Annotated in this window: 23 protein-coding genes; 14 read left to right on the plus strand and 9 right to left on the minus strand. The window is 44.2% G+C overall.

Annotated features, from left to right (window positions below):
- Positions 1 to 3: 3 nt before the first annotated feature.
- Positions 4 to 1,182 carry a galactokinase gene (locus N6H06_RS04985; protein ID WP_095238403.1) on the minus strand — a complete coding sequence of 393 codons (1,179 nt, stop codon included), beginning with the start codon at positions 1,180 to 1,182 and terminating at the stop codon, positions 4 to 6.
- Between the two features lie 131 nt (positions 1,183 to 1,313).
- Here N6H06_RS04985 and N6H06_RS04990 point away from each other — a divergent pair, with 131 nt between their 5' ends.
- From N6H06_RS04990 to N6H06_RS05020, 7 genes are all read left to right on the plus strand, one after another.
- The gene (locus N6H06_RS04990; protein ID WP_263705771.1) at positions 1,314 to 2,072 is read left to right on the plus strand and encodes a DeoR/GlpR family DNA-binding transcription regulator; all 759 of its coding nucleotides are present in this window, start codon (positions 1,314 to 1,316) and stop codon (positions 2,070 to 2,072) included.
- A 235-nt stretch (positions 2,073 to 2,307) separates the two neighbouring features.
- Complete coding sequence (locus N6H06_RS04995; RefSeq protein ID WP_062746118.1) at positions 2,308 to 4,251, plus strand: LTA synthase family protein; 1,944 nt, start codon at positions 2,308 to 2,310, stop codon at positions 4,249 to 4,251.
- A gap of 208 nt (positions 4,252 to 4,459) precedes the next feature.
- Entirely contained in the window at positions 4,460 to 5,443 is a 984-nt protein-coding gene (gene guaC, locus N6H06_RS05000) for a GMP reductase (protein ID WP_302475440.1), read from the plus strand.
- A 280-nt stretch (positions 5,444 to 5,723) separates the two neighbouring features.
- Positions 5,724 to 6,983: an ABC transporter substrate-binding protein gene (locus N6H06_RS05005; RefSeq protein ID WP_263705772.1), complete on the plus strand. Its 1,260-nt coding sequence runs from the start codon at positions 5,724 to 5,726 to the stop codon at positions 6,981 to 6,983.
- Between the two features lie 32 nt (positions 6,984 to 7,015).
- A complete protein-coding gene (locus tag N6H06_RS05010; protein ID WP_263705773.1) occupies positions 7,016 to 7,909 on the plus strand; it encodes a carbohydrate ABC transporter permease in 894 nt (297 codons plus the stop codon).
- Between the two features lie 13 nt (positions 7,910 to 7,922).
- Positions 7,923 to 8,795 carry a carbohydrate ABC transporter permease gene (locus N6H06_RS05015; protein WP_263705774.1) on the plus strand — a complete coding sequence of 291 codons (873 nt, stop codon included), beginning with the start codon at positions 7,923 to 7,925 and terminating at the stop codon, positions 8,793 to 8,795.
- 224 nt (positions 8,796 to 9,019) lie between these two features.
- Positions 9,020 to 9,364, plus strand: coding sequence for a hypothetical protein (locus N6H06_RS05020; RefSeq protein ID WP_062746128.1), 345 nt, complete (start codon positions 9,020 to 9,022; stop codon positions 9,362 to 9,364).
- 62 nt (positions 9,365 to 9,426) lie between these two features.
- Here N6H06_RS05020 and N6H06_RS05025 read toward each other — a convergent pair whose 3' ends face one another.
- Positions 9,427 to 9,759: a spore coat protein gene (locus tag N6H06_RS05025; protein WP_263705775.1), complete on the minus strand. Its 333-nt coding sequence runs from the start codon at positions 9,757 to 9,759 to the stop codon at positions 9,427 to 9,429.
- A gap of 265 nt (positions 9,760 to 10,024) precedes the next feature.
- Here N6H06_RS05025 and N6H06_RS05030 point away from each other — a divergent pair, with 265 nt between their 5' ends.
- On the plus strand, positions 10,025 to 11,647 hold the full coding sequence (locus tag N6H06_RS05030; RefSeq protein WP_212954212.1) for a DNA-binding protein: 1,623 nt from the start codon (positions 10,025 to 10,027) through the stop codon (positions 11,645 to 11,647).
- An 11-nt stretch (positions 11,648 to 11,658) separates the two neighbouring features.
- Here N6H06_RS05030 and N6H06_RS05035 read toward each other — a convergent pair whose 3' ends face one another.
- From N6H06_RS05035 to N6H06_RS05065, 7 genes are all read right to left on the minus strand, one after another.
- Positions 11,659 to 13,380 carry an adenine deaminase C-terminal domain-containing protein gene (locus tag N6H06_RS05035; protein ID WP_263705776.1) on the minus strand — a complete coding sequence of 574 codons (1,722 nt, stop codon included), beginning with the start codon at positions 13,378 to 13,380 and terminating at the stop codon, positions 11,659 to 11,661.
- A 71-nt stretch (positions 13,381 to 13,451) separates the two neighbouring features.
- Positions 13,452 to 14,507: an ABC transporter ATP-binding protein gene (locus N6H06_RS05040; protein WP_263705777.1), complete on the minus strand. Its 1,056-nt coding sequence runs from the start codon at positions 14,505 to 14,507 to the stop codon at positions 13,452 to 13,454.
- Between the two features lie 63 nt (positions 14,508 to 14,570).
- Positions 14,571 to 15,362: an ABC transporter permease gene (locus N6H06_RS05045; RefSeq protein WP_062746137.1), complete on the minus strand. Its 792-nt coding sequence runs from the start codon at positions 15,360 to 15,362 to the stop codon at positions 14,571 to 14,573.
- A gap of 4 nt (positions 15,363 to 15,366) precedes the next feature.
- A complete protein-coding gene (locus N6H06_RS05050) occupies positions 15,367 to 16,176 on the minus strand; it encodes an ABC transporter permease (protein WP_062746616.1) in 810 nt (269 codons plus the stop codon).
- 68 nt (positions 16,177 to 16,244) lie between these two features.
- Positions 16,245 to 17,177, minus strand: coding sequence for a nucleoside hydrolase (locus N6H06_RS05055; RefSeq protein ID WP_263705778.1), 933 nt, complete (start codon positions 17,175 to 17,177; stop codon positions 16,245 to 16,247).
- A 12-nt stretch (positions 17,178 to 17,189) separates the two neighbouring features.
- Positions 17,190 to 18,236 (minus strand): ABC transporter substrate-binding protein, encoded by a 1,047-nt coding sequence (locus tag N6H06_RS05060; protein ID WP_062746140.1) that lies wholly within the window; start codon positions 18,234 to 18,236, stop codon positions 17,190 to 17,192.
- Positions 18,237 to 18,399: 163 nt separating this feature from the next.
- On the minus strand, positions 18,400 to 18,741 hold the full coding sequence (locus N6H06_RS05065; protein WP_193754459.1) for a DUF2294 domain-containing protein: 342 nt from the start codon (positions 18,739 to 18,741) through the stop codon (positions 18,400 to 18,402).
- A gap of 236 nt (positions 18,742 to 18,977) precedes the next feature.
- On the opposite strand from N6H06_RS05065, the gene N6H06_RS05070 reads away from it, so the two are divergent.
- The 6 genes from N6H06_RS05070 (at position 18,978) to N6H06_RS05095 (ending at position 24,489) form a co-directional block, all read left to right on the plus strand.
- Entirely contained in the window at positions 18,978 to 19,283 is a 306-nt protein-coding gene (locus tag N6H06_RS05070) for a DUF2087 domain-containing protein (RefSeq protein ID WP_062746144.1), read from the plus strand.
- Positions 19,284 to 19,797: 514 nt separating this feature from the next.
- Positions 19,798 to 19,938: a hypothetical protein gene (locus N6H06_RS05075; protein WP_263705779.1), complete on the plus strand. Its 141-nt coding sequence runs from the start codon at positions 19,798 to 19,800 to the stop codon at positions 19,936 to 19,938.
- Positions 19,939 to 20,069: 131 nt separating this feature from the next.
- The gene (locus N6H06_RS05080) at positions 20,070 to 20,960 is read left to right on the plus strand and encodes a universal stress protein (protein WP_263705780.1); all 891 of its coding nucleotides are present in this window, start codon (positions 20,070 to 20,072) and stop codon (positions 20,958 to 20,960) included.
- A 235-nt stretch (positions 20,961 to 21,195) separates the two neighbouring features.
- Positions 21,196 to 21,996, plus strand: coding sequence for a MurR/RpiR family transcriptional regulator (locus N6H06_RS05085; protein WP_062746150.1), 801 nt, complete (start codon positions 21,196 to 21,198; stop codon positions 21,994 to 21,996).
- A 154-nt stretch (positions 21,997 to 22,150) separates the two neighbouring features.
- Positions 22,151 to 23,083, plus strand: a complete 933-nt coding sequence (pfkB, locus tag N6H06_RS05090) for a 1-phosphofructokinase (protein ID WP_263705781.1) — start codon at positions 22,151 to 22,153, stop codon at positions 23,081 to 23,083.
- On the plus strand, positions 23,071 to 24,489 hold the full coding sequence (locus N6H06_RS05095; protein WP_263705783.1) for a PTS fructose transporter subunit IIC: 1,419 nt from the start codon (positions 23,071 to 23,073) through the stop codon (positions 24,487 to 24,489). Before pfkB ends, N6H06_RS05095 begins: the two co-directional genes overlap by 13 nt.

Below are 24,489 nucleotides of genomic sequence, written 5' to 3' on the forward strand. Positions count from 1 at the left end.
CCCTCAATCTGCCGCAGCGGCCAAAGGCAGTTCGATTACGCCATCACCGGCACGGCTAATATAGAAGCTTGGTTGAAAGCCAAATTCGCTCTCGTAGCCTTTTTTAACATGTGCTTGAAACGCTTCAATTTTGTCTGTTTGTACAAGGCTGACGGTACAGCCGCCAAATCCTGCTCCAGTCATACGTGTGCCAATGCAGCCAGGGGCTCGGTGTTGCAACTGATATAAAGCATCAAGCTCTTTGCCAGTCACTTCGTAATCGTGTGCCAGCGATTGGTGGGACTCATTCATCAGTTGCCCGAAGGCATGAAGGTTTCCGGCTTTTAGCGCCGATACAGCTTCAAGCACACGTTTGTTTTCGCTGACAACATGGCTAGCTCGTTTGGCAACCGTCGCCGTCGAAAAAGCGGTGCGGTGTTTTTCGAGCACAGCTAGTGTGACATCACTTAATGTGCGAATGTCGAGACCAGTTGCTTGAAGGTCAGCGAGCGCTTGTTCACATTCGGCCCGTCGCTCATTGTATTTAGAATCGGCTAGTCCTCTGCGTTTATTTGAATTGGTAATAACGATATCGTGATTGCCCAGCGTTAGTGGCACAAGTTCGTACTGCAACGAATCCGTTTGCAAAAATAGCGCATGGTCAGCTTTGCCCATGCCAACAGCAAATTGGTCCATAATGCCGCTGTTCACACCGATAAAGTTGTTTTCAACATGTTGGCATGTTTTTATAAGGTCGAGGCGGTCCCAATTGGCGCCTGTTAGGGAAGATACCATATAGGCTGTCACCATCTCGATCGAGGCTGAAGAAGACAAGCCTGCCCCATTCGGAATGTTTCCAAAAAAATAAAGATCGGCCCCGCCTAAATCAAAACCATAATGTTGAAAGGAAGCAATGACACCTTTAGGATAATTGCCCCAATCATCTTCTTTATTGTACGAAAGTTCATTGTTTGGAAAAGCAATCCGTTGGCTAAAATTTTTGCTCGCTAAGCGAAATTCGTTCGTGTTTGTGCGGCGGACTGCTAGGTAAGTCCCCATTGTTAAAGCGGCGGGAAAGACAAAACCGCCATTATAATCAGTATGTTCGCCAATTAAGTTCACACGTCCTGGCGCGAAAAAAAGCCGGTCTGGCAAAGAGCCAAAAATTGTTTTAAATTCAGCAGCAATCTCATTCGTGTTCATAGAGTCACTCCTTTTAGCGTAAAGAGACAGATAAGCAAATGCTATTTGACAGCGGTTGCAAAACTTTCTATGATTATATCAACAAAAACGAACAATAACAAACACTTTTTAACATAATAGAGGTGCAAGTAATGTTAAAAGAAGAAAGACTGCAACGGATAGTAAAGATGCTCGAACAGAGTGACATGATTAAAGTGGCAGATGTAATGAAAGAGCTGCAAGTGGCAGATATGACGGTGCGCCGCGATTTGCAGGCGCTTGAAGAAGCAGGATTGCTTGTGCGTTTACATGGCGGAGCCACAAAAGCAGGCTACAAAGAGCTATCGAACACAGAAAAGCAGAGTTTAAATCAAAAAGAAAAAAAGGCGATTGCGAAACAAGCAGCTTCACTCATTCATGACCATGACACGGTCTTTCTTGGGCCTGGCACAACAAATGAATCGATGCATGCGTACATTCAGGCTAGTGGAGTGAAAATTGTGACGACTTCGTTGCCGATTTTTATGGAATTTAAAGGCGATCCTCGTTTTGAGCTATTATTAGCAGGAGGAGAATACCGTGAACGGACTGGTTCATTCATCGGAGCTCTAACAAGGCAGTTGTTAGGGACACTGCGGTTTAATAAAGCATTTATCGGCACGAATGGCATTCACGGGAGCGAAGTAACGGCGGCTAATGAAGAAGAAGGGGAAGGCCATCGGATCGTCTGCAATCGGACTGAGCAGTTGTATATTACAGCAGACCACAGCAAATTTGGGGTAAGCGCGTTTTATACATTTTGCCGTTTGCAAGAGGCGACGGCAATTATCACCGATAGCCTGCTTGATAAAAACACGTTGAACGAGCTGAAAAATCAAACACAAGTGTTTACCGCTCAATTGTCACAGTAAGCAAAAAGGTTGTTCTCACTTAGGGGACAAGGATTTTTGCAATCTTACACAATGCTTTAAAAAGTGGCTAAACCCCTTTGTTAACCGCTCTAAAGACAATGGGGGCTGTTATCGTTATCCAATTTATTTCCAATATTCATTGCTAGAAAACGAATTTCCGAATATAATAGTTGACTAGTTATGGGTGTTTTATGCGATGAAATAAGGAAATTCTATTGGAAAGAAGAGATGTCCAATGTCAAATTTAAAAAGGTTGGCTTCAAAGAAGCTGATGTTTTTTTGGCTTGCTCTATTTTTATATTGGCTCAAAACATATGTGACGTATAAAACAGAATTTAATTTAGGGGTCAAAGGGCCGTACCAGGAATTACTGCTCGCCTTGAACCCATTAAGCATGGGCGTTTTATTATTTGGGTTGGCATTGTTTGCAAAAGGGCGACGTTCCAACTTATGGATCATTGTGTTTGCTTCCCTGCTTGGCGCCATTCTTTATGCGAATGTGCTGTTTTACCGCTTTTTCGATGACTTTATTACGCTGCCTAACGTAATGCAGGCATCCAACTTAAGCACGATGTCTGGAAACGTGTTTGCCGCCATGCGTTGGTATGATCTATGGTTCTTTTTCGATGTAGCGTTTTTAATTGGCCTCTATTTATGGAAAAGGGAAGTTCCTGAAATACGCTTTCGCAAAAGCGTGGCCACAACTGCGGTTGTTACAGCGATTGCTCTGTTCGTTGCCAATTTAGCTATGGCAGAAATCGATCGCCCACAGTTGCTTGCACGGACGTTTGACCGCAACTATATTGTGAAATATTTAGGTTTGTATAATTACACCATTTATGATGGTATCCAGACCGTGCAAGCGGAATCGCAACGTGCGTATGCAAGCAGCGATGATTTAACGGAAATTGAAAATTACACGGTTTCCCGTTTCGCCAAGCCGAATGAGGACTACTTTGGCATCGCAGAGGGCAAAAATATCATTAAAATCCATTTAGAGAGCTTCCAGTCGTTTCTAATTGATTATGAGCTAAACGGCGAGGAGGTTACGCCATTCTTGAATTCATTAGCCGCCGGGGCTGAGGATATGACGTACTTTGACAACTTTTTCCATCAAACGGGGCAAGGGAAGACAGCGGATGCGGAGTTGATGCTTGACACTGGTTTATTTGGTTTGCCGCAAGGTTCTGCCTTTGTGACGAAAGCGCAAAATACGTACCAATCGCTTCCAGCCATTTTAAACCAAGAGCATGGCTACGAGAGCGCTGTTTTACACGGCGACTATAAATCCTTTTGGAATCGCGATACGATGTATAAACAGCTTGGTATCGATCAATTTTTTGATGCAAGCTATTATGATATGAGCGAAGAACAAACCGTTAACTTAGGCTTAAAAGACAAGCCATTTTTCGAAGAATCGATTCCAATGCTTGAGTCATTGGAAACGCCGTTTTACGCCCATTTGATTACGCTCACGCACCACTATCCGTTTAACTTGGATCCAGAAGATGCAACGATTGAGCGGGCCACTACTGGAGACAATACAGTCGATAACTATTTTCAGACGGCCCGTTATTTGGATGAAGCCCTTGAGCAATTTTTTGCTGACCTAAAAGCGTCAGGCTTGTACGAGGACTCGGTGATTATGATTTACGGAGACCATAATGGCATTTCCGAAAACCATAACCGGGCGATGGCTGAAATTCAAGGTACAGAAATCACTCCTCACCAAAATGCTCAAAACCAGCGAGTGCCACTGCTGATTCGTGTTCCTGGCATGGAAGGCGGCGTGGACCACACATATGGCGGGGAAATTGATGTAATGGCGACGCTCCTCCATTTACAAGGCATTAGTGCCAAACCTTATGTGCAATTTGGGACGGACTTGTTTTCCAAAGAGCATGATGAGATTGTTTCGTTTCGAAGTGGCGACTATATAACGCCAGCGTATACGTCAGTGAATGGTGTTCTTTACGATACGGAGACAGGAGAAATTCTGGAACCGACAGAAGAAACAAATGAAATCCAGGAAAAAGTTGACCAGCAGTTAGATTACTCAGACCGTGTGCTTTACGAAGATTTGCTTCGTTTCCATGCGATTGATGGCTTTGAACCAATTGAGCCAACTAATTATCAGTATGGCAACCCAAATAAAGAACCGACAAACGAAGATGAATAAAAGAACCAGCGGGAGCTGGTTCTTTTGCTGTTCGCATAGACGAACGGCAGGCCATGCTTTTTTTATAAAACAATAGTGGAAGCAATAAATTGAGGCGTTTTCTGTCTAAATAAACTTTGACAACGGTTCCGCGATCATGTATATTACCCTATGGGCGAATGATTTTTGTTTTTTTATTCTATAACATTCGTTTTTAGGGGTGTGAATGATGGAAAACGTTTTTGACTATGAAGATATTCAACTTATTCCAGCAAAATGTATTGTTGGAAGTCGTGCTGAATGCGATACAAGTGTGGAACTTGGAGGCCGTACGTTCAAGCTTCCAGTTGTTCCAGCAAATATGCAAACGATTATTGATGAGAAAATTGCTCGTTATCTCGCGGAAAATGATTATTTTTATATTATGCACCGTTTCCAGCCAGAAACACGCCTTGCTTTTGTCAAAGACATGCATGAACGGGGATTGTACGCATCCATTAGCGTTGGTGTAAAAGAAGAAGAATACGCATTTGTTGAACAATTGGCTGACCAACGTGTAGTGCCTGAATATGTGACGATTGATATAGCCCATGGCCATTCCGAAGCGGTCATCAACATGATCCGCCATATTAAAACGCACTTGCCAGAGAGTTTCGTTATTGCTGGCAATGTCGGCACACCAGAAGCTGTACGTGAACTTGAACATGCTGGTGCAGACGCGACAAAAGTCGGCATAGGACCTGGAAAAGTGTGCATCACTAAAATCAAAACAGGCTTCGGTACGGGAGGCTGGCAGCTTGCAGCGCTGCGCTGGTGCGCGAAAGCTGCAAGCAAACCGATTATCGCCGACGGCGGCATTCGCACGCACGGCGATATTGCCAAGTCGGTCCGTTTTGGCGCAACAATGGTGATGATCGGTTCCTTGTTCGCAGGCCACGAAGAATCTCCTGGCGAGACGATCGAAAAGGACGGCAAGCTTTATAAAGAGTATTTTGGTTCAGCGTCAGAATACCAAAAAGGCGAACGAAAAAATGTCGAAGGCAAGAAAATGTATGTCGAGCACAAAGGTTCGTTAGCCGAAACACTATTAGAAATGGAACAAGACCTCCAGTCTTCGATTTCCTATGCAGGAGGCAAAAAACTAGACGCAATCCGTAATGTTGATTATGTCGTTGTGAAGAATTCCATTTTTAATGGCGACAAAATCTATTAACGATCAATATCTTCATAATGAGGATGGAGTCTGTCTTGGGCAGGCTCCATTTATTTATTTTAAGCTGCTGGCGATAAGGAGGAATAATAAACAAGGAATCAAAAGATTATAATAGTACAGAATTGGACCATTTTTCACTTGACAAGAAAAACGATCGTTGGAATAATGAAATTTGAAAGCGCTTTCTTTTTTGGTTGGCTATTCTTCGGATAGGTAACACTTGCCAACTTAGTTTATTTCATAAACAAACAAAGTTAATGACATGATTGGAGGGTTATGTATGGGGAAAAAAGTGGTGACCTTGGCGGCAGTTTTAAGTTTCTTTTTAATCGGATGCAGCCCAGAAGAAGAGGAAAACGAGATTACGATTTGGAGCTTTACGAATGAAGGTGAGTACGCTGTTGCCGCATTCTTGGAAGTGTACCCAGATGTAAAAGTTAATTTTCAATATATTCCTTCAAGCCAATATGAAACAAAGCTCCGGTCTGCATTGTCAACAGGAATACGGGCGCCTGATGTATTTGCGCTAGAAGCTCAATATGTTCGGAAATTTATTGACCATCCATCATTAGAATCGTTAACAGGAGCGCCATACCACGCAGATGCGTTAGTCGAGGACCATTACGAATATATTCAGGGCATTGAAAAGGACTCAAATGGAGATGTTCGCACAATTGGCTATCAAGGCACGACCGGCGGCTTTTATTTTCGCAGAGATTTGGCGGAAGAGTACTTAGGAACAGATGACCCAAAAGAGGTTAGTGCGATGATCGAAACGTGGGATGATGTGTTTTCGATTAGCAAACGCATTTATGAGGAAAGCGGTGGAACAGTCCGTGGTTTGCCAAATTGGAATTCAATCGGGCAAGTGCAAGATGCACTCGTTAACCAAGCATGGGTCGTCGACAATAAACTAGTCATCGATCAAGCAAAGAGTGATGTGCTGGATTTGGTTGATCAAGCAATTGAGGCGGACGCACTGGCGATGTTAGATGATTGGTCTCCTGGGTGGACTGCTTCTATGCAGCAAGGCTCAGTCCTGTTTTATCCAGGGCCATCCTGGTATTTGCAATATGTCTTGCAAGCAAATGCCCCTGACACTAGCGGGCTATGGGGACTGGCGAGCGGCCCTGCTGCTTTTAGTGGAGGCGGAACATTTTATTCCGTCTATTCTGGCAGCGATAACAAAGACTTGGCTTGGGAATTTGTGAAGTTTTACGGCTTCGACGTTGACTTCTTGCAAAACTTAGCCGTTGACGAACAGTATTATACAAGCCATCGTGAGGCAAATGAAGGAGTGGCAGCAGAGATTACAAGCGATTTTTTAGCTGGCCAAAACTATTTTGAATTCTTTAATGAGGAGTCAGAAAATGTGCAGGCAGTGGTCCGCTCATCATTTGATGGCGATATTAATGACATTTTTAATGAGCTGATGGATGCATACGCCCGGGGAAACTTTCGTTCACAGGAAGAATTTTGGCAGCGGTTCAAACGTGATGTGCAAACGTATTTTCCAGAACTTGAGATCGATTCATTTTAACGGCTCTAGCGCCGGATCCGAGGAGGGCTTTCATGTTCATTAATCGCATTAATAAAGGGAACTGTGGATACTTTTTTATTGCCCCGTTTTTTATCGTATTTTTATTGTTTGGGCTTTATCCGATTCTCTATTCTTTCTATTTAAGCTTAACGAATTGGGATGGGCTCAACGACCCAGAATTCATCGGTCTTGCGAACTACACCCGAGCGATCATTGATCCGTTGTTTCTTCAATCATTGTTTAATACATTTTTTATTTGGATTGTCTCGGTTATCCCCCAGCTTACTGTCAGTTTAGTACTCGCCGTCATTTTGACGAACACATTTTTAAAAGGCAAAGATTTTTTCAGAGCGGTCTATTTCTTTCCGAACATTGTGACGGCTGCTTCGCTCGGATTGCTCGTCAGTCTCATGTTTGACTGGCAAACAGGCAGTGTCAACCAATTGCTACTATCGATTGGTTTCTTGGATCAGGCCATTGATTGGAAAAACAATGCCTTATTTATGCAACTGCTCGTGTCAGCGATTCTATTTTTCCAGTACTTTGGCTACTCGATGCTTATCTATATAGCTGGTTTGCAGGGAATTTCGCCAGAATATGCCGAAGCTGCTAAAGTAGACGGCGCGTCGAAAACCCAGATTTTCTTTAAAATAACCGTTCCGTTACTAAAGCCGATTATTATTTTCCAAGTGATTACTTCATTAATTGGCGGAGTGCAAATCTTTGACCAGCCATACATGTTAACGGAAGGGTCTGGTTCGCCTAACCATGCGACGTTGACGAGTGTTATGTATTTGTATCGGACTGCTTTTGAACAAGGAAGGTTTGGCTACGGGGCAACCATTGCGTTTTGTTTATTTGTTGTCATTGTCAGTTTATCGGTAGTTTCCTATTTGGTTTCAAGAAATCGAAGCAAAATTGCTTAAAGGGGGAGTTAGAGTGAGCAAAGGAGCGTTGCCTGTAAACGATGGAAAACTGTCTATAGAAGGGCGCAGAAAAAAGCGGGCTCATCTCTCCCTTTATACAGGATTGATTGTGCTTGCCATCATTTGTTTGTTTCCGTTTTATTTAATGATCATGTATTCGACTCATTCAAACGCGGATATTGCTTCAACGTTTTTGTTTTTCCCTGGCGGGGAATTGGTTGAGAATTTCACTCGTATGGTTGAAAATGTCGATATTTTTCGCGGGTTTATGAATAGTTTCATTATTGCTGGCGGTTCAACTCTATTAACGCTTTATTTCGGCGGCATGACAGCTTACGGGTTTTCGAAATTCAAATTTCGCTTTAATACGATCTTGTTTTTGCTTATGTTGGCGACAATGATGATCCCCGCCCAGCTTGCACTAATCGGCAGCTATCGTTGGCTCGGAATGATTGGCTTGCTTGATTCCCATGCAGCTATTATTCTTCCAGCTGCGGCCAACACATTTGCCGTTTTTTTTATTAAGCAGTTTCTTGATGGCAGCATTCCCGATGATGTGCTGGAATCAGCCAGGATTGACGGGGCAGGAGAGTTGAAGATTTTTCACCGGATTATTTTGCCGATGATCGTCCCTGCTCTTGCTGCGATTGGCATCTTTACCTTTATTGGTGCTTGGAACAATTTCATTAGTCCACTTGTTTTATTGTTTTCCGAAGAGAAATACCCATTGCCAGTCATGGTGGCCTTGATACAAGGTTACTATAACACAGATTACGGCTTACTGTATTTAGGAGTAGCCTTGTCTGTTTTACCGATTATTATCGTGTTTTCGCTGTTCTCTAAACGGATTATGGGCAGCGTGGCGATTGGAGCCGTGAAAGGGTAAACGGCCCTATTTCCTTACTTTTCTTTATGGCTTCTGGTTATGTTCCAAGCACATGAAATCAACCATACTGCCTCATTAGTTTGCAGGTAGTGAAATCATTGAAGAACCATTTGACGAACCGTTTTCATTCTGGTGAAATAAAGTTATAACAATTGTAGGAAGCATGACAGAACAATGCATGTAGATTGGCAAGGATAAAGATAGGGAAAGAGAGTGGTCCAACAGTGGTTAACTATGACGGTAAGCAATTTGTCGCAAAGGAAAACAGTGAAAATGGCGAAGTTTCTTCGGCTACAGTCTTTAAATACAAACAGGAAGGGCGGATTTTGTCTGGAACGTATAGCGGGGGCGAGATCCTTACAGGCACATTAATTGGTTTAGTTGACGATCAAGGCCATTTGCGTTTTCGCTATAACCATGTAAACGTCGATTACGAAATACGAGGTGGGGAATGCTACTCTATACCAGAACAATTGGCAGACGGCCGAATTCGTTTGCATGAAGAATGGAAATGGAATGATGATAGCAAAAGCGAAGGGACATCGATTGTAGAAGAGATCTTACGTTGATCGTTAACGTTAAAATGCCAAAGAAACGCCTTGGGCAACAGCCCAAAGCGTTTCTTGACACCTTAAATCCAACTCCAGCCGCGACGTCGACCTCCATAATAGCCTCCGTCGTTGTTTCCATTGCCATTTTCGACAACTGATTCGTACTCTGTCCGCTCTTCGACTGATTCCGATTGCGGATAACTGTGCACACGGCGTACAACTTGGTTGTTGACATAAGTCGTATGAGATGGATGCACTTCAGGGATAATGACGACTTCCGTTTGTTCAACCACACGGTGTTGGGTAGGGTGAATGATTGGATCACATTTTTTCACCTTTGTTGGAAGTGTTTCGTAGCAGGTGTGCTTAGACTTTTTACAGTCGCATGAGCATTTCTTATGGTCGCAGCTCATTCCTTACCTCCATGAAGAATTATTTAAAGCGTGGAGCTTTATACGATAATGTATGTAAAAAGCTGAATGCTCGTACTGGTTGGCTTTCCTATTTACGGAAAAATGGCTAAAACGTGTATCAGCAAAGAGGAAGCTTCGCAAGAATTGTAAAGAAACGACTATGTGATTCGAAAGTTTCGTAAAGTTCTCCCTTTTTTGGCCGTTGTATGTTTGCCATTTGCTATACTAATCGTGAAGCATTTCATTTCTTATGAGGAGGGCCAGTATGAAAAGAGTGATTCAAAAAAGGGCGATTCAGTCGGTTATCATTTTTGCTAGTTTTACAGTAGGCATTCCGGCGTTGGCAGAAAGCATAAGCGATCCTCCACCCGTATTGGAACCAAGTGACCCGAATGGAAAACGTGTATTGTTTGATAACAGCCATGGGCAAACAGCTGGTCAATCTGATTGGGTCATAGACGGAGCCTTTTCGGACTTTGCGGATGCGCTAGTGGAAAACGGGTACTATGTCAAGGAACACCGTAGTGCAGAACCGCTAACTAGCACCGATTTAGACGGGTACGATGTGTTTATTATTCCTGAAGCACAAATTCCATTTAAGACTGTTGAGCAAGAGGCGATTGCCTCGTTTGCAGAAGAAGGGGGCGGCGTGTTTTTTATTGCTGACCACTACAATGCAGACCGTAATTTTAACCGGCTTGACTCAAATGAAATTATGAACGGTTGGCGCCGAGGTGCTTATGATGACATAACAAAAGGGATGAGCAATGAAGAAAAAGAAGCACTCGAAGGTGTCGTAAGTTCAGACTGGCTTGCCGAAGAATTTGGCGTTCGTTTTCGTTACAATGCCATTGACCATACAGTAGCAGATACGATTGTTCGCTCAGAAGAGGCGTTTGGCATTACGGAAAACATTAGCGCTCTCTCCATTCATGCTGGATCAACGCTTGCGATTATTGACCCAAACGTCGCTAAAGGCGTTGCTTATTTGCCTGATGGCCTGACGCCGGAAGCGAATAAATGGAACAACGCAGTCGACCAAGGTGTTTATCACGGCGGCGGAATCGAGGAAGGTCCTTATGCGGCTATCGGAAAAAAGGGGTTAGGCAAAGCAGCCTTTATCGGCGATTCATCGCCAGTTGAGGATTCGACCCCAAAATACCGCAACGAAGAACATGGTGGCCAAAAGCGTACCTATGATGGATTTATCGATCAAGACAATGGTGCTTTCCTCGTGCAGGTGGTCGATTGGCTTGCTGAACAGGAATCCTATACCAACTTTACCGAAGCAGGAATCCCTTTAGACGAACCGTCTCCGCTTTTGGACATGGAACAGCCTGAAAAGACGACAGAACCACAGGCTGAGCCATGGCGACAGCCGCAAGGGGAGTATCGATGGTATGACCGTTCTACTTTTGCGGCCGGCTCGTTTGGAAGTGGAAAGGAAGCACCGCTAGAAGTGGAATATGGTTTAGAAACGCCTGATGCGCTTCCATTAGGAGGGCAGACGTTTTCTGTGACTGTAGAGCTCCGTCATTTAACGCCAAACCAAACGGTCAACAGCCTTGACATGCAAGTGTACTTGCCGGGAGGACGTTCGATTTCGCAGATTCAAGGGGAGGATGGAAGTTGGCCTAGCTCTTACGGCTACCATCATATCGGTACGTTGATCGCTGATGCTACAGGGACAGCAACGAAAACGGTCACGATGCGATTGAACCCGTCCGTGGAGGCCGATTCGGCGATGATTCGATTGCGCAATGACCGCCAAAATGTCGTGACGCAATCAGTTGCCCTTACTGCTGCCAGCGAAAAGGTGATGAAACACCCGACGATTCAAAAGAGCTTAAAACGAAAAAGCGTGCCAGCGGCAATAGCAGGAAGCTAGGGGATTTTCCCCTAGCTTTTTTCGTTTACAAACAATGGAACGACTTTGCCTTTGTTAACATCGATTAACCCAAAATCGGTAATTTTCAGCGCAGGGCTAACTGGCAAAGAGAGCGTCGATAGGGACATAATCGGATTGTAATGCTTATAACCTAATGCCGTTAGCGCTTTAACAAACGCTTCGACTTTTGGTGCAAGCTCGGCTAGGGGCGCTTCAGAAAGAATACCGCCGACTGGCAGTTCCAGCATCGCTTTCACTTCCCCGTTCTCTACTGCCGCACAGCCCCCTTGTGCTTGGATGACCGCGTTTGCTGCACAAACCATGTCTTTGACGTTTGCGCCAACAACGAGCAAGTTATGATTGTCATGGGAATACGTTGTTGCCACTGCTCCGCGCCGTATAATGTCTCCGGCGATCAGGCCGTGGGCACGCCCACCTGTTTTGCCGTAGCGTTCAAATGTGGCAATAAGACGAAGGCCGCTGTCTTGCCATTGTAGGAGGCCGTTTGCGACAGGCACTTTTTCCTGTGTTTCCTTCGTAAAGGTCGAGCCATCTGCCACATTCATCACCCGGCAAACGTGCATGCCGTCTTGACGGTCGGCAACCACGTTAAAATCCTCCTTTTTCAAAGGAGCAAGCTTGACGCTTTCGTAAAAATGTTGTGGAAACTGTTTTGGCTTTGGCGTTTGTTTGTACGGGCTAGTTGCATCATAGGCGAGCACACCATTTTTATAAACAGCAGAAAAAACAAATTGGCCGTCTTCTGCAAGAAGACTGAAGTCAGCGATTTTTCCAGGAGCAATAGCACCACGGTCTTCAAGTTTCATCCGCTTGGCAGGAGCCATTGTACAAGCATAAATGACGTCCTCAAACTTCATGCCTGCTGCGAGCGCTTTGTTTGCGAGAACATTTAAGTGGCCACGTTTATATAGGGAATCAGCCATGACATCGTCAGTAACAAAGCAAAAATGTTCGCGGGCGTCGTTTTCAATCAAAAAGGAAAGCACGTCGTCGGTCATCGATTTTTCTTGGATTTCTAAAAACATGCCCGCTTTAATACGTGCTTCCATTCCTTCTCTCGTTTGGTGTGTATGATCAGACCCAATTCCAGCAGCAACAATTTGATGAAGGTCGAGCCCTGTCAACTTTGGCACATGCCCTTCGATAGGAAGAGCAGGGTAGGAACGCCGGAAATGTTTGAGGATTTGGTTTGTTTTTGAATCAGGTTGTGAAATGACATCGACATAGTTCATGATTTCCCCTAAGCATTGGATGTCCTCTGTGTCCATTAATTCGTCCATTTCTGCGATTCCGATTGTGCCGCCAGTCGTTTCCAAACTTGTAGCGGGAACAGAACTAGGGATCGCGTATTTCATATCAACTATACAGGCGGCGCTTGCCTCGATCATGGCTTTAATGCCTTCGATCCCAAACACATTGGCCATTTCATGAGGCTCTGGAACGATCGTTGTCACGCCATTTTGCAAAAGTGCCCAAGAAAAGGTTTCTGGTGTGACCATTGAGCTCTCGATATGCAAATGGATATCAATTAAGCCAGGAATCATTTGCTGGCCTTGGCCATCAATAGTGGCATTGGCTTGGATCGATTCAAGTTCGTCGCTGTGCCCGATCGCCACAAATCGGCCTTGGTCAATCGCGACGTCGCTGGCGATAAACTGTTGTGTATAGGCATTATAGACGCGTACGTTTTTCACTAAAGTATCTACATACATAATAAAGTCAGTCCTCCAACTTCCGCAATGGACAATGGTTGTATTTCGCTTTCGTATAGACATAGGAAGCATTATTGGGTAATAACGATTTTATTGCTTGGAAAATGGAGGGCAACAGGCGTGCCAATGTCAAGGGGCGTTGCCATGTCAGTATGGACTGTAAACGTACCGGCTGCCGTTTCTACGATACATTGGTAACTACGGCCGAGAAAAGTGCAGACGAGCACTTTTCCAGCTATGTGATTTTCAGCGTCCCCTTGGTTTAAATCGAGAACAAGCTCAATGTCGTCAGGGCGGATCGCTCCTGTCATGCCTAATTCAGAACCGGCATGTTTGGCGACTGAAAAGCGTTGTGCTCCCGAGGCAAATGTCCAATAAGCTCCGTTGTCTTCCCTGTCTGAGAACGGCAAGAAGTTCTTGAAGCCGATAAATTCAGCAACAAAGCGCGTTTTTGGATAGCTGTAAATATGGGACGGGGCATCAAGCTGTTCGATGATCCCTTTATTCATAATCGCGACATTGTCGGAAATCGAAAAGCATTCTTCTTGGTCATGAGAGACATATACAGCTGTGATGCCGAGCTCTTGTTGAATGCGGCGAATTTCCACGCGCATTGTTTCACGCAAGTTTGCGTCCAAGTTGCTCAACGGTTCATCAAACAACAACAGGTCCGGTTCAATCACTAATGCCCGGGCGATAGCGACACGCTGCCGTTGCCCGCCGGAAAGTTCTTTTGGAAACCGATTTTCAAAACCTGTTAAATTAACGACATCGAGCACATGGGCAATCCGTTTTTTCATTTCGCTTTGCGTTTGTTTGCGCATTTTTAAGCCAAATGCGATGTTGTTATACACTGACAAATGGGGAAAAAGCGCATAATTTTGGAAAACGAATCCAAAGTTCCGTTTCGAAACGGGGACGCGTGTGTAATCTTTGTCGTTAAACAAAAAGCGGCCCGATTTGGATTCGAGAAAGCCGGCAATGAGTCGCAGTGTCGTCGTCTTTCCACAGCCACTTGGTCCTAGCAAGGATAGGAGCTCGCCTTTCTCAATTTTTAAATCAAACTGTTTTAAAATGTCTTGTTTTTGGTAAGCGACCGTCACTTGGTCTAATGTTAGTAAAGCCATGAGAGACCTCCATTCTTTTACAAAAGTTGCAATCAAGCATAGGAGAAACGGGACCCCGTTTCATTACCGTTTCGTAAAATACGACAAGCCGACTAGCCTTTCAATTGCAAACATCAATAAAGCTGTTAATGCCATTAGCATCACCGAAATGGCAGCAACCGTTGGATCAAAATAATGTTCGACGTACGTCAGCATCTGGATAGGCAGCGTCGAAAGCCCTGGACCGGTAAGAAAGACGGAAATATCGACGTTGTTAAATGACTCTAAAAATGCAATGAGCACTGCAGCGATAATGCCAGATTTAATATTAGGCAAAATGACTTTGAAAAACGCGCCAAGGCGGCTTGCACCGAGGCTCATCGCTGCTTCTTCAATCGAGAAGTCAAACGTGGCCATACTAGAAGCAATCACACGGATAATAAAGGGCAGCATCAAAATCGTATGACCTACAAATAGCGCGACTTCAAGTGGAAGTTGATAAGCAACAATTAAATAGCGCAAAAATGTAAAACCAAGTACGGTGCCGGGAATGAGTATCGGCGAAACAAACAACACATTTAACAGCGCTTTTCCTGGAAACTCGTAGCGGCTTAATGCATAGGCAGCTGGAATCCCAAGCAACAGTGCACACAGGTTGCCTAACAAGCTAACGAGCATCGAAAGCTTGAACGTGTCCATGAAGGCAGACACAGCAAAAATATTCGCGTACCATTCAAGGGAAAAGCCACTTGGCGGAAACTGCAGCACTGTACTAGGCTCAAAAGAAGCGACCGAAATAATAAAGAGCGGCCCGAGCAGAAATAAAAAAATGAGAAAGGAAACAAACCCAAGGCCGATATGTTTTGATTGGTTCATCTGTTTACCCCCTTGGATTTAAAATCGCTGCGATTTTTTGGAAAAGGCCGGTCACTACAAACGTGATGACAATCATAATGGTTGCAATCATCGCAGCAGCATGCCAATCATTTAACGTAATCGCATTTTGATATAAAAATGTCGAAATGACCCGTTGTTGGCCGCCGAGAAGCGCTGGCGTTGTATAGGCGGTAAAACTGCCTACAAATACGAGTGTGCTGCCAATTACAAGGCCAGGCACACAGAGTGGCACCATCACTTTTAAGAATGCTTTTGCTTTTGAGGCGCCAAGACTTTCAGCAGCTAAAAACAAATCAGCATCAATGTTCTCCATCACGCCAACTAATGTAACAATCATGAGTGGCAAAAATAAATGGATAAGGCCGATAGCGACAGCGGCTGGTGTATATAGTATCGATAATGGTTCGTGTATAAGACCAGTTGCCAAAAGAAACTCGTTAAGCAAACCATTGCGGCCGAGAATAATCATCCAGCTAAAAGACCGAACGACTGGGCTAACGAGCAATGGGAAAATGGCGAGCATGAGCATGATTGCTTTTTTGCCGCCTTTTAACTTAGAAATGTAATAAGCGGCGGGAAAAGCAAGAATGACGCAGCAAAAAGTGGTCAATAGAGCGACAAAAAGAGTCGTCCATAAAATTTCTAAAAAGTAGGCATCACCTAAAAAACGAAAATAACCGTTTAAGGAAAAGCTGCCGTTTTCGACAAATGTCGAGCTGATGGTGAGCACGAGTGGAATAAGCATAAAAACAGTTAAAAACAGCAGCCCCGGAATGAGCAAAATCATGCGCATTGAACGGTTCACGAACAAATCACCTCACAGAAAAGAATGGCCCGGCATCGAAATGCCTAAGGCCATGTTCAGTTTTGGATTGAATGCAAAAAGTACGATAAAAATTCATCACTGTCGATCTCAGTGGCAACTTTAACATTTGCCGGTTTTCCTAAGCGCTTTTGCCTGTCGCATACCGTTTGTCCATCGCAAAATTGGCTGTTTGTTTCTACTTCTACAAACATCTCGTTTAAATAGAGCAATTCGGGTTTTAATGCATAAGCAACTGCAAGGGGATCGTGGAGGGCACAAGCTGCCACGTTGTTCCGCGCTTCATACCGTTTTATATAGTCTGCGGTGCACATTTTGATAAATTGCTTGACAGGTGAGTCAACGAGTGATTCAATGTCTCGGCTAGTAAGGAGTGCTTTGCGGGTAACATCTAAACCGACTTGCACAATGGGGGTGAAGCCAGCATGGATCACCTCGCGCGCTGCCTCAGGATCGACATACATGTTGTACTCAGCCACAGGGGTGACATTGCCATGTGTAAACGCGGCACCACCCATATAGACGACGCCTGCCACGAGTTTTGGCAAATCAGGGCATTTTTCAAGCGCTAACGCCAAGTTTGTCAGCGGTCCTGTCATGACAAGCGTTAGTTCGCCAGGATAACGTTTTGCCTGTTCGATTATATAATCAGGCGCATAACCGTCAGCAGGCTGTGCCGTTGGCTTAAAATGAGGCAAAGCGCCGCCAAGGCCATCATTGCCGTGGACGCTATGTTCAAAGAAGCAAGGGCGCCGAAGTGGAGCGTGAGCGCCTTGGATAACGGGAATGTCGCCCTCTTTATGAATGAGTGTTAACACTTTTAACGTGTTAACAGTCGCTTTTTCTAAAGAGACATTTCCGTTCACTGTCGTAATCGCAAGCAGTTGGGCATCGATGCTCTTGGCGGCAAGGATAATGGCAAGGGCGTCATCTACGCCTGTGTCAACGTCAAGTAGGATCTTTTTGGCCACTTCAATGCCTCCTTAATTGGCAATTTCTTTATTCCAGCGGTCAATCCATTCAGCTGATTCGCTGTTTACGTACTCCATGTCAAGGAGGTTTAGCGCCTCAATCGTTTCTTCCCCATACGTGACACCTTCCGCTTCCTGTTCAGACAACTCGACATGGATGTTCACTGGGGAGTCGACTTTCGCTTTTGCAGACGCCTCCTGGACTTCCTTGCTTAAATGCCAATTGATAAATGCTTCTGCTAGTTCTTTGTTATCGCTGTCTTTAACGACATTGACTGTATTCATAACTGCGTAGCCGCCTTCTGTTGGTGTAATGAACTCAGCTTCAGGGACAGCGGCTTGCAAATCATGAAAATACATTTCCATAAATGGACCAGCAGCAATCTCACCTTGGGTAAACATGTTGACGAAGTCCGATGATTTATCGTATTCTTTGACAATATTTCCTTTCAGGTCGGCAATGGCGGCAAATGCTCCATCGGCATTGAATTCGTCATGTCCTGCTACGATGGAAGCGGCATCTAAAAACATCGGTCCTGTTGTTGATGTAATGGAAGGAATCGTCAAATTGCCTGCAAGAGAGTCATTCCATAAGTCGCTCCAGCTTTCAATTGGACCATTCGTTTGCTCAGGATTATAGGCAATGCCGAATTGGCCAATCGTGTAGGCCGGTCCGTATTCTTCGCCAAGAGGGGCTTTTGCTATATCGTAAAGGTTGTCAATATTTTCGATGTTGCTGCGGTCAATTTCAGCGAATAAGCCTTCCTCGATGCCTTGCTGGGCGTAATAATCGGATAAATAAACGACATCTACATTAGCAGTTCCTTGGCGGATTTTGTTAAGGCGTTCTGCATTGTTGCCGATATCGACGACAATGTTGACGTTGTATTCTTCTTCAAATGGCTTGTAAACTTCTTCCTTAAAAAAATCCTCTGCAAATCCCCAAGTGGAAATGACAAGGTCTGTTGGTTTTTCACTGTCGTCTGCCGAAGTGGAGCATGCGCTAACAGCGACCAAGCTTGAAGTGATCACAAATAAGCAAGAAAGATGTTTTTTCATTTAGAAAGTCCTCCTAGTAAAACTTTTTTTATGAAGAAAAAAAGAAGACACACCTGTAGCAGCATTTGCCATCTACAGGTGCATCTTCCTTATGTAAACATAAGCAAAAGCAACCGTATTGAAAAGAAACGTAAATCCTCAACCAGACATGTCCAGCCTGCATTTACGAAGTAGAAAAAAGAATGTTTGTAAAAGCCCATTGCGTTTTTGCATCATAATCACGCAGCACAACCTCGATCGGGTCGTGGAAGTGCGTCGCTAATTGTTCTGCAAGTTTCCGTTTATAGAGAAGGGAAAGATGAAAATCAACTTCCATTTTTAAAGAAGGCACTTCTCCTTCAAGTGCGGTTGAACGGGCTGCCCGTTTATGTTTCGCTTGAATGGTTACAAGTGCCCCAGAGATGGAAACTTTTAATAAAGTTGTGCCAACACCGAACATTTCTTTTGAAACATCATTATATAGATGAGCCAACATTTTTTTATTTTCGTTTGTATCGCCTATCATCCCATCACCTTTAAACGAAAAACAAATCATTGTAAACTATTGTACATAAATTGCTAGTTGTATGCAATAAAATGTTCGGATTTAATTGGGTGCAATTTTCTTGAAGTCGAAAAAGGATATCAAAAACAAGCAAACGACGAACATTGATGATAGAAAACGATATATTTTATTTTCTGTTTAGATTTTTATCTAATTAGATTATAATGAAATTAGTAAGTGGAAAGGAGAATGGCAAAATGATCATCAGCCAACTAGAGAAGGAAAACATCATACGTCATTTTATAGGGAAAGATGGCCGCTTAAAGACGATGCCAGCTAAATTCAAAAAAAAGCTCATTCTGTTAGAACATATGTTAATGGGTTTAGAGGAGGATGTCGTTTATGAAGAACGGGAGATTAACGCTCATATTCAGTCTTTTCATGATGACTTTGCCACTATCCGTAGAGCATGGGTAGATACGGGGTTTATGGAAAGAAAAGAGGGGCGCTACACACTTGTGTCGCCAGCGAAGCGGCCATCTTTTTTTAACGAAACTAATTAGATGCATGTCTAATTTATTGCAACGGGCAGTGGGATCGAAAACGAGACAATGACGTGGCGGCAGCAAACAAAGTCGTGATTTTAGATTGGTTTGACTAGTAGCATCTGAGGCTTTTAGAGCGCTCAGATGCTTTTTTATAGTTGTATTTAAAATACATGGTGCAATCGTTTTCATCCATGATGAAGGAAGTGAGTGGTATGGTTGGAGAAAAAGAGGAACCGTTTGTCGATCTGTGCCTTGGAATGGTTGCTAGATTGCATTCGAACAGGAAATCTTGGCCAAATGACGAATTTGCAATCAAGAGCGAGGGAGCTTTTAGGCCGCTGAAAGGAATGTCGATAACGCAGCCATCCCTCTTTACTTGCTCAATTTACACCTCCATTCTGAACAGTTAAAAAGGCAATGGGAACACCGCTGACTTCGTTAATTTTTTTGCCATTTCATGAGTGGCAGGATCAAACTGAGCAAAACTGATTTGAATGGAGCTTTGCGACATTATTTAAAGGCGGAACATGTGCTTAGTTTTATTGAAGACAGCTGTAAAAAAGCAAAATTTTACGAGGCAGTAACGGCTGCTTATAAAAAACTTCAGAAGGAAATCGCTGTAAACGCCAAACATAAGGAAGAGGCGGCAAAGTGCGCGTTGGCGATGTAGCAGTTCCATATTGGTACTGTTAGAATTTTTCTAAGAATGTTCATAACATGAAAGCGAAAGGCGTTGTCATAGCTGTTATAATAAAAGAGAAGGATGCTTTTAAAGTCTCTAATCAGGAGGGAGCTGGAAGCATGTATAAACGAATTCTTGTTGGCGTCGATGGATCGAACCAGTCTGACCACGCCTTTTCGAAAGCGCTTTCGATCGCCGGAGAATGTGGGGCAACACTCATCATTGGCCATGTATTGGACATTCGCAATTTTCCCAATGAGCATATGCTTTATGCAGGAGAGTTGTGGGAGGAGTGGAAAGGCAAGGCGGACGCCATGCTTTCTCGTTATAAAGAACAAGCAGAGGCAGCAGGCATCAAAACGGAAATCGCGTTTGCATCAGGGAATCCGCGCATTCAAGTCGCAAAAACATTGACAAAGGAGCATGGAGCGGATTTACTCGTTACGTCAGCGACAGGGCGGAACCGAATTGAACGGTTTTTTACCGGCAGCGTCGCTGAAGCGTCCATTCGTCATGCGCCATGTGACTATTTGATGGTCAAAGACTATGAAACGGCTTCTCCTTACTATAAGACGATTCTTGTCGGCGTGGATGGCTCCGATCAAGCGGAAGACGCTTTGTCGGAAGCGGCATGGTTGGCCAAACAATATGAGGCGGCACTTACGATTGTTTATGTGGAGCCAATTGGCATTTATACAGGAGGAGCGATGGCCGCCGCCCCGCTATCCTATGAAGATAACAATCGACTAGAAGCTGAGCGCATGTTGACATCGTATAAACAAAAGGCCGAGGAGTCTGGGGTTTCAACAGTAAAAACGGAATACTTGCATGGGAACCCCCGTGCCAAACTTTCTACCGATCTACCGAAATCGCTTCAAGCGGATTTGCTCGTTTGTGGCGCAACTGGAACAAATACAGTCACCCGCCTTATGATTGGTAGTGTGGCAGAGGCAGCGATGCGCCATGCACCATGCGATGTGCTAATGGTAAAGCGGGACAACAGCCGTTAGCCTGCAAGGAGCCGTCCTCAAAGAGGACGGCTCCTGTTGGTGCAGTGATAGGAAGGTACAGCCAAGGGGACAAGCATTTGCCTTCCTACACAGTACCGTAATCGCCTCAGGTATTTAGCGATACTCGGCTACTATGCGTACACTTGGAGATAATAAAGAGAAACAAAAAAAGAGAGGACGATAAACACAAAGCTTGATAAGCCTAGTGCGAATAATATGGATAAGAGTGGTGCATATGAGCAAACCGTTATTTAACATTCCTTATAATACATTTGAACGACTTAGCGACACAGAGCGTTATTTGTTAACCTACATTCATGACCATCTGGATGAAATTGCGACGATGTCGATTGTTACATTAAGCGAACGGGCAGCAGTCTCTACTGCCACCGTTGTCCGGCTGATGAAAAAAATTGGTTTTAAAGGCTATACGTCGTTTAAATACAAGCTTGAACAAGATAAGCAAATGGTAGACAAAGAAGGAAGTTTGAGCGACATTGGCAACGAAATAAAGCAAGCGTTGCAAAAAAACGAAGAGGAAGTGCGCCGTACGATTCAGCTGCAAAGCATTGGCCAAATTGAGGACGCAGTGCAAAAAATGCATGACGCCAAGAAAATATACATCTTTGCCCGTGGCTTTTCGCAAATGATTGCGAAGGAAATGACTGTTAAGTTGCAAGTCCTTGACAAAACGTGTGAGATGCATGATGATCCGAATATTATCCGCATCAAATCGCAAAAAATGCATCATGATACGGACTTGGCGATTTTTATTTCATTAAATGGTGAGACGAAAGAACTTGTGCAAGCTTGCCAAAACTTGAGCATCCGCCAAGTGACGACCATTACGTTAACGACCAAAGTAAATTCAACACTGAATAAGTTGTCTGATATGACGTTGATCGGGTACAAAAGTGAACACTCGTTAATCCCAGATTATGAAGTTCGTTCACGCCTTTCCTTAAACGTGATCGCCAGAGTGCTCCTTGACGCCTATGTCATCCGTACAAAAAAATCTGTAAAACCGCCCCATTGAACTAGAGGGCGGTTTTTTCTTATAAGATCAACGTTGAAGGCGCTTTTACCAAATATTGTTTTTCAGGATGTGAAAACATTTTCATATATACCAATGGGATAATAAAGACATCAAGAACCGCAATTCTGAGACATTAACGAAGTTGGTGAGCAAAATGATTTATACATGCACGATGAACACAGCAATCGACTTATATGTGCAGTTGGAAAAGCTTATGCCCGACAAAGTCAACCGCACGATTGATGAAGATTACCAGCCAAACGGCAAAGGCGTCAATGTATCGATTATGCTAAAACGCTACGGAATTGAAAGCGTCGCCACAGGCTTTATAGCTGGTTTCACTGGGGAATTTATTCAGGATTCTTTACAGAGGCTAAACATCAAGACTGACTTTGTGCGCGTCGAGGGCATTACACGGATTAACGTGTTTATGAATGCAGATAAGGAATACAAAATAGTCAATCAAGGGCCGTCCATTAGCAAAGAAAGACAACGCTTGCTAATAGAAAAAATCGGCCAAATGGAAGCAGGCAGCACATTGATTGTTTCAGGAAGTTTACCTGTAGGCGTGTCAGAAGCCATTCTCGCCGAGATTGGCGCCATTTGTAAAATGAACGGTGTTCATTATGTCCTTGATACGAGCATTTCTTCTTTAGACGGCGTGTTGGCCTCTCAACCTTATTTATTGAAGCCGAATGAAGAAGAGTTAGCAGGTTTCTTTCAAGTGCAACATCGATTGAGTGAGAAGGAGCTTGTCTACTATGGGTATGAACTGATAAAACGTGGAGCAAAACAAGTGCTTATTTCTCGCGGAAAAGAGGGCAGCATTTATTTAAATGAGAACACTTGCTTGTTTGCAACGTCTCCTAAAGGCAAAGTACTGAATACAGCTTGTGCTGGCGATGCTTTGTTGGCAACGTTCATTGGCCATATCCAGCAAGGCACACCTGTGGAAGAAGCGCTAGCGAAAGCAACAGCAACAGGGGCTTCTACTGCCTTTTCAAAGGGGTTAAGCGATTTAAAAGATGTTCCAAAGCTTCTTGATCAAGTAAAAATCACACGGAGGGGATTCACATGGCAAAAGTAAAGATCGTAGCTGCAACAGGCTGTCCTACGGGCATTGCTCATACCTTTATGGCAGCGGAAGCGCTGAAAAAAGCGGCGAAAAACATGGACGTGGAGATCAAAGTTGAGACGCATGGCCAGGCGGGAATCGAAAATGCGTTAACAAAAGAAGAAATTGAAGCGGCAGACGGTGTGATCGTTGCTGCTGACAAGGATGTCAATACGGAACGCTTTCATGGCAAACGGCTCGTTGATGTCCCCGTTGCGAAGGCATTGCGAGGCGCGGAAGAACTAATCCAACAAATTACTGATAAAAGTGCGCCGATTTATCGAACTAAAGGCGGAGTGCTGCCAGAAGATGCGACTGGCGAAGACAATCAGCCAACTGGCAAAAAGAGCATTGGTCGTTCGCTTTATAAGTCACTGATGAATGGCGTTTCCCACATGCTTCCATTTGTAGTTGGCGGCGGCGTATTGATCGCAATTTCCTTTTTGTTCGGCATTTATTCTGCTGATCCAAACCATGAGTCTTACAATGCATTTGCGGCATTTCTGAATAAGATTGGTGGCTTGAGTTTTAGTGTGATGGTACCGATTTTAGCCGCATTTATTGCCGAAGCGATCGGCAAACGTTCTGGCATGGTCGCCGGATTTATCGGTGGTTTGCTCGCGGTTGAATCGGGCGCTGGTTTTTTTGGCGGCATCATTGCCGGTTTTGCTGCTGGCTATTTAATTGTGCTGTTGCAATACCTATTCAAAAAATTACCTCGTTCATTAGACGGGCTTAAAACAATTTTCCTTTTTCCGGTACTTGGCATCTTTCTAATTGGCGCGGTCATGTATCCATTGATGTCGCCAGTCGCCGCTCTAAACGAAGCAATGATGGCGTTTTTAGCTTCCGTTCAATCATCAAGTCCGCTGCTGCTCGGATTAATCGTAGGAGCCATGTGCGCATTTGACATGGGCGGGCCTGTCAACAAAGCCGCATACGTAACAGGGACATTGTTGCTTTCTGAAGGAAATTTGTACTTCATGGCTGGCGTGTCCGCTGCGTGTATAGCGCCACCGCTTATCACTGCATTTGCGGTCTTATTCTTTGGAAAGTACTTCAATAAAGAAGAGCGAAACTCAGGGATGGTGAACTTTATTTTAGGATCCACCCATATTACAGAAGGGGCGATTCCGTTTGCTGCCAAAAACCCGATTGTCGTCTTGCCGATATTGATGATTGGTTCAGCCATTGCAGCAATTATGACGTATATGTTTGGCGTGCAAGTACCAGCACCCCATGGAGGCTTTCTTGTGCTACCGGTTGTGACTGGCGCGATCAAATGGGTGATAGCGATTTTAACGGGATCGGTTATTGGCGGGGTACTGTTCGGGCTATACCGTAAAAAAATAGCTAATGGAAAACCAATCGAAGGGTAA

Origin of the sequence: Shouchella tritolerans, assembly GCF_025770735.1 — a bacterium.
In the GTDB taxonomy this organism is placed as follows: domain Bacteria; phylum Bacillota; class Bacilli; order Bacillales; family Bacillaceae_D; genus Shouchella; species Shouchella tritolerans.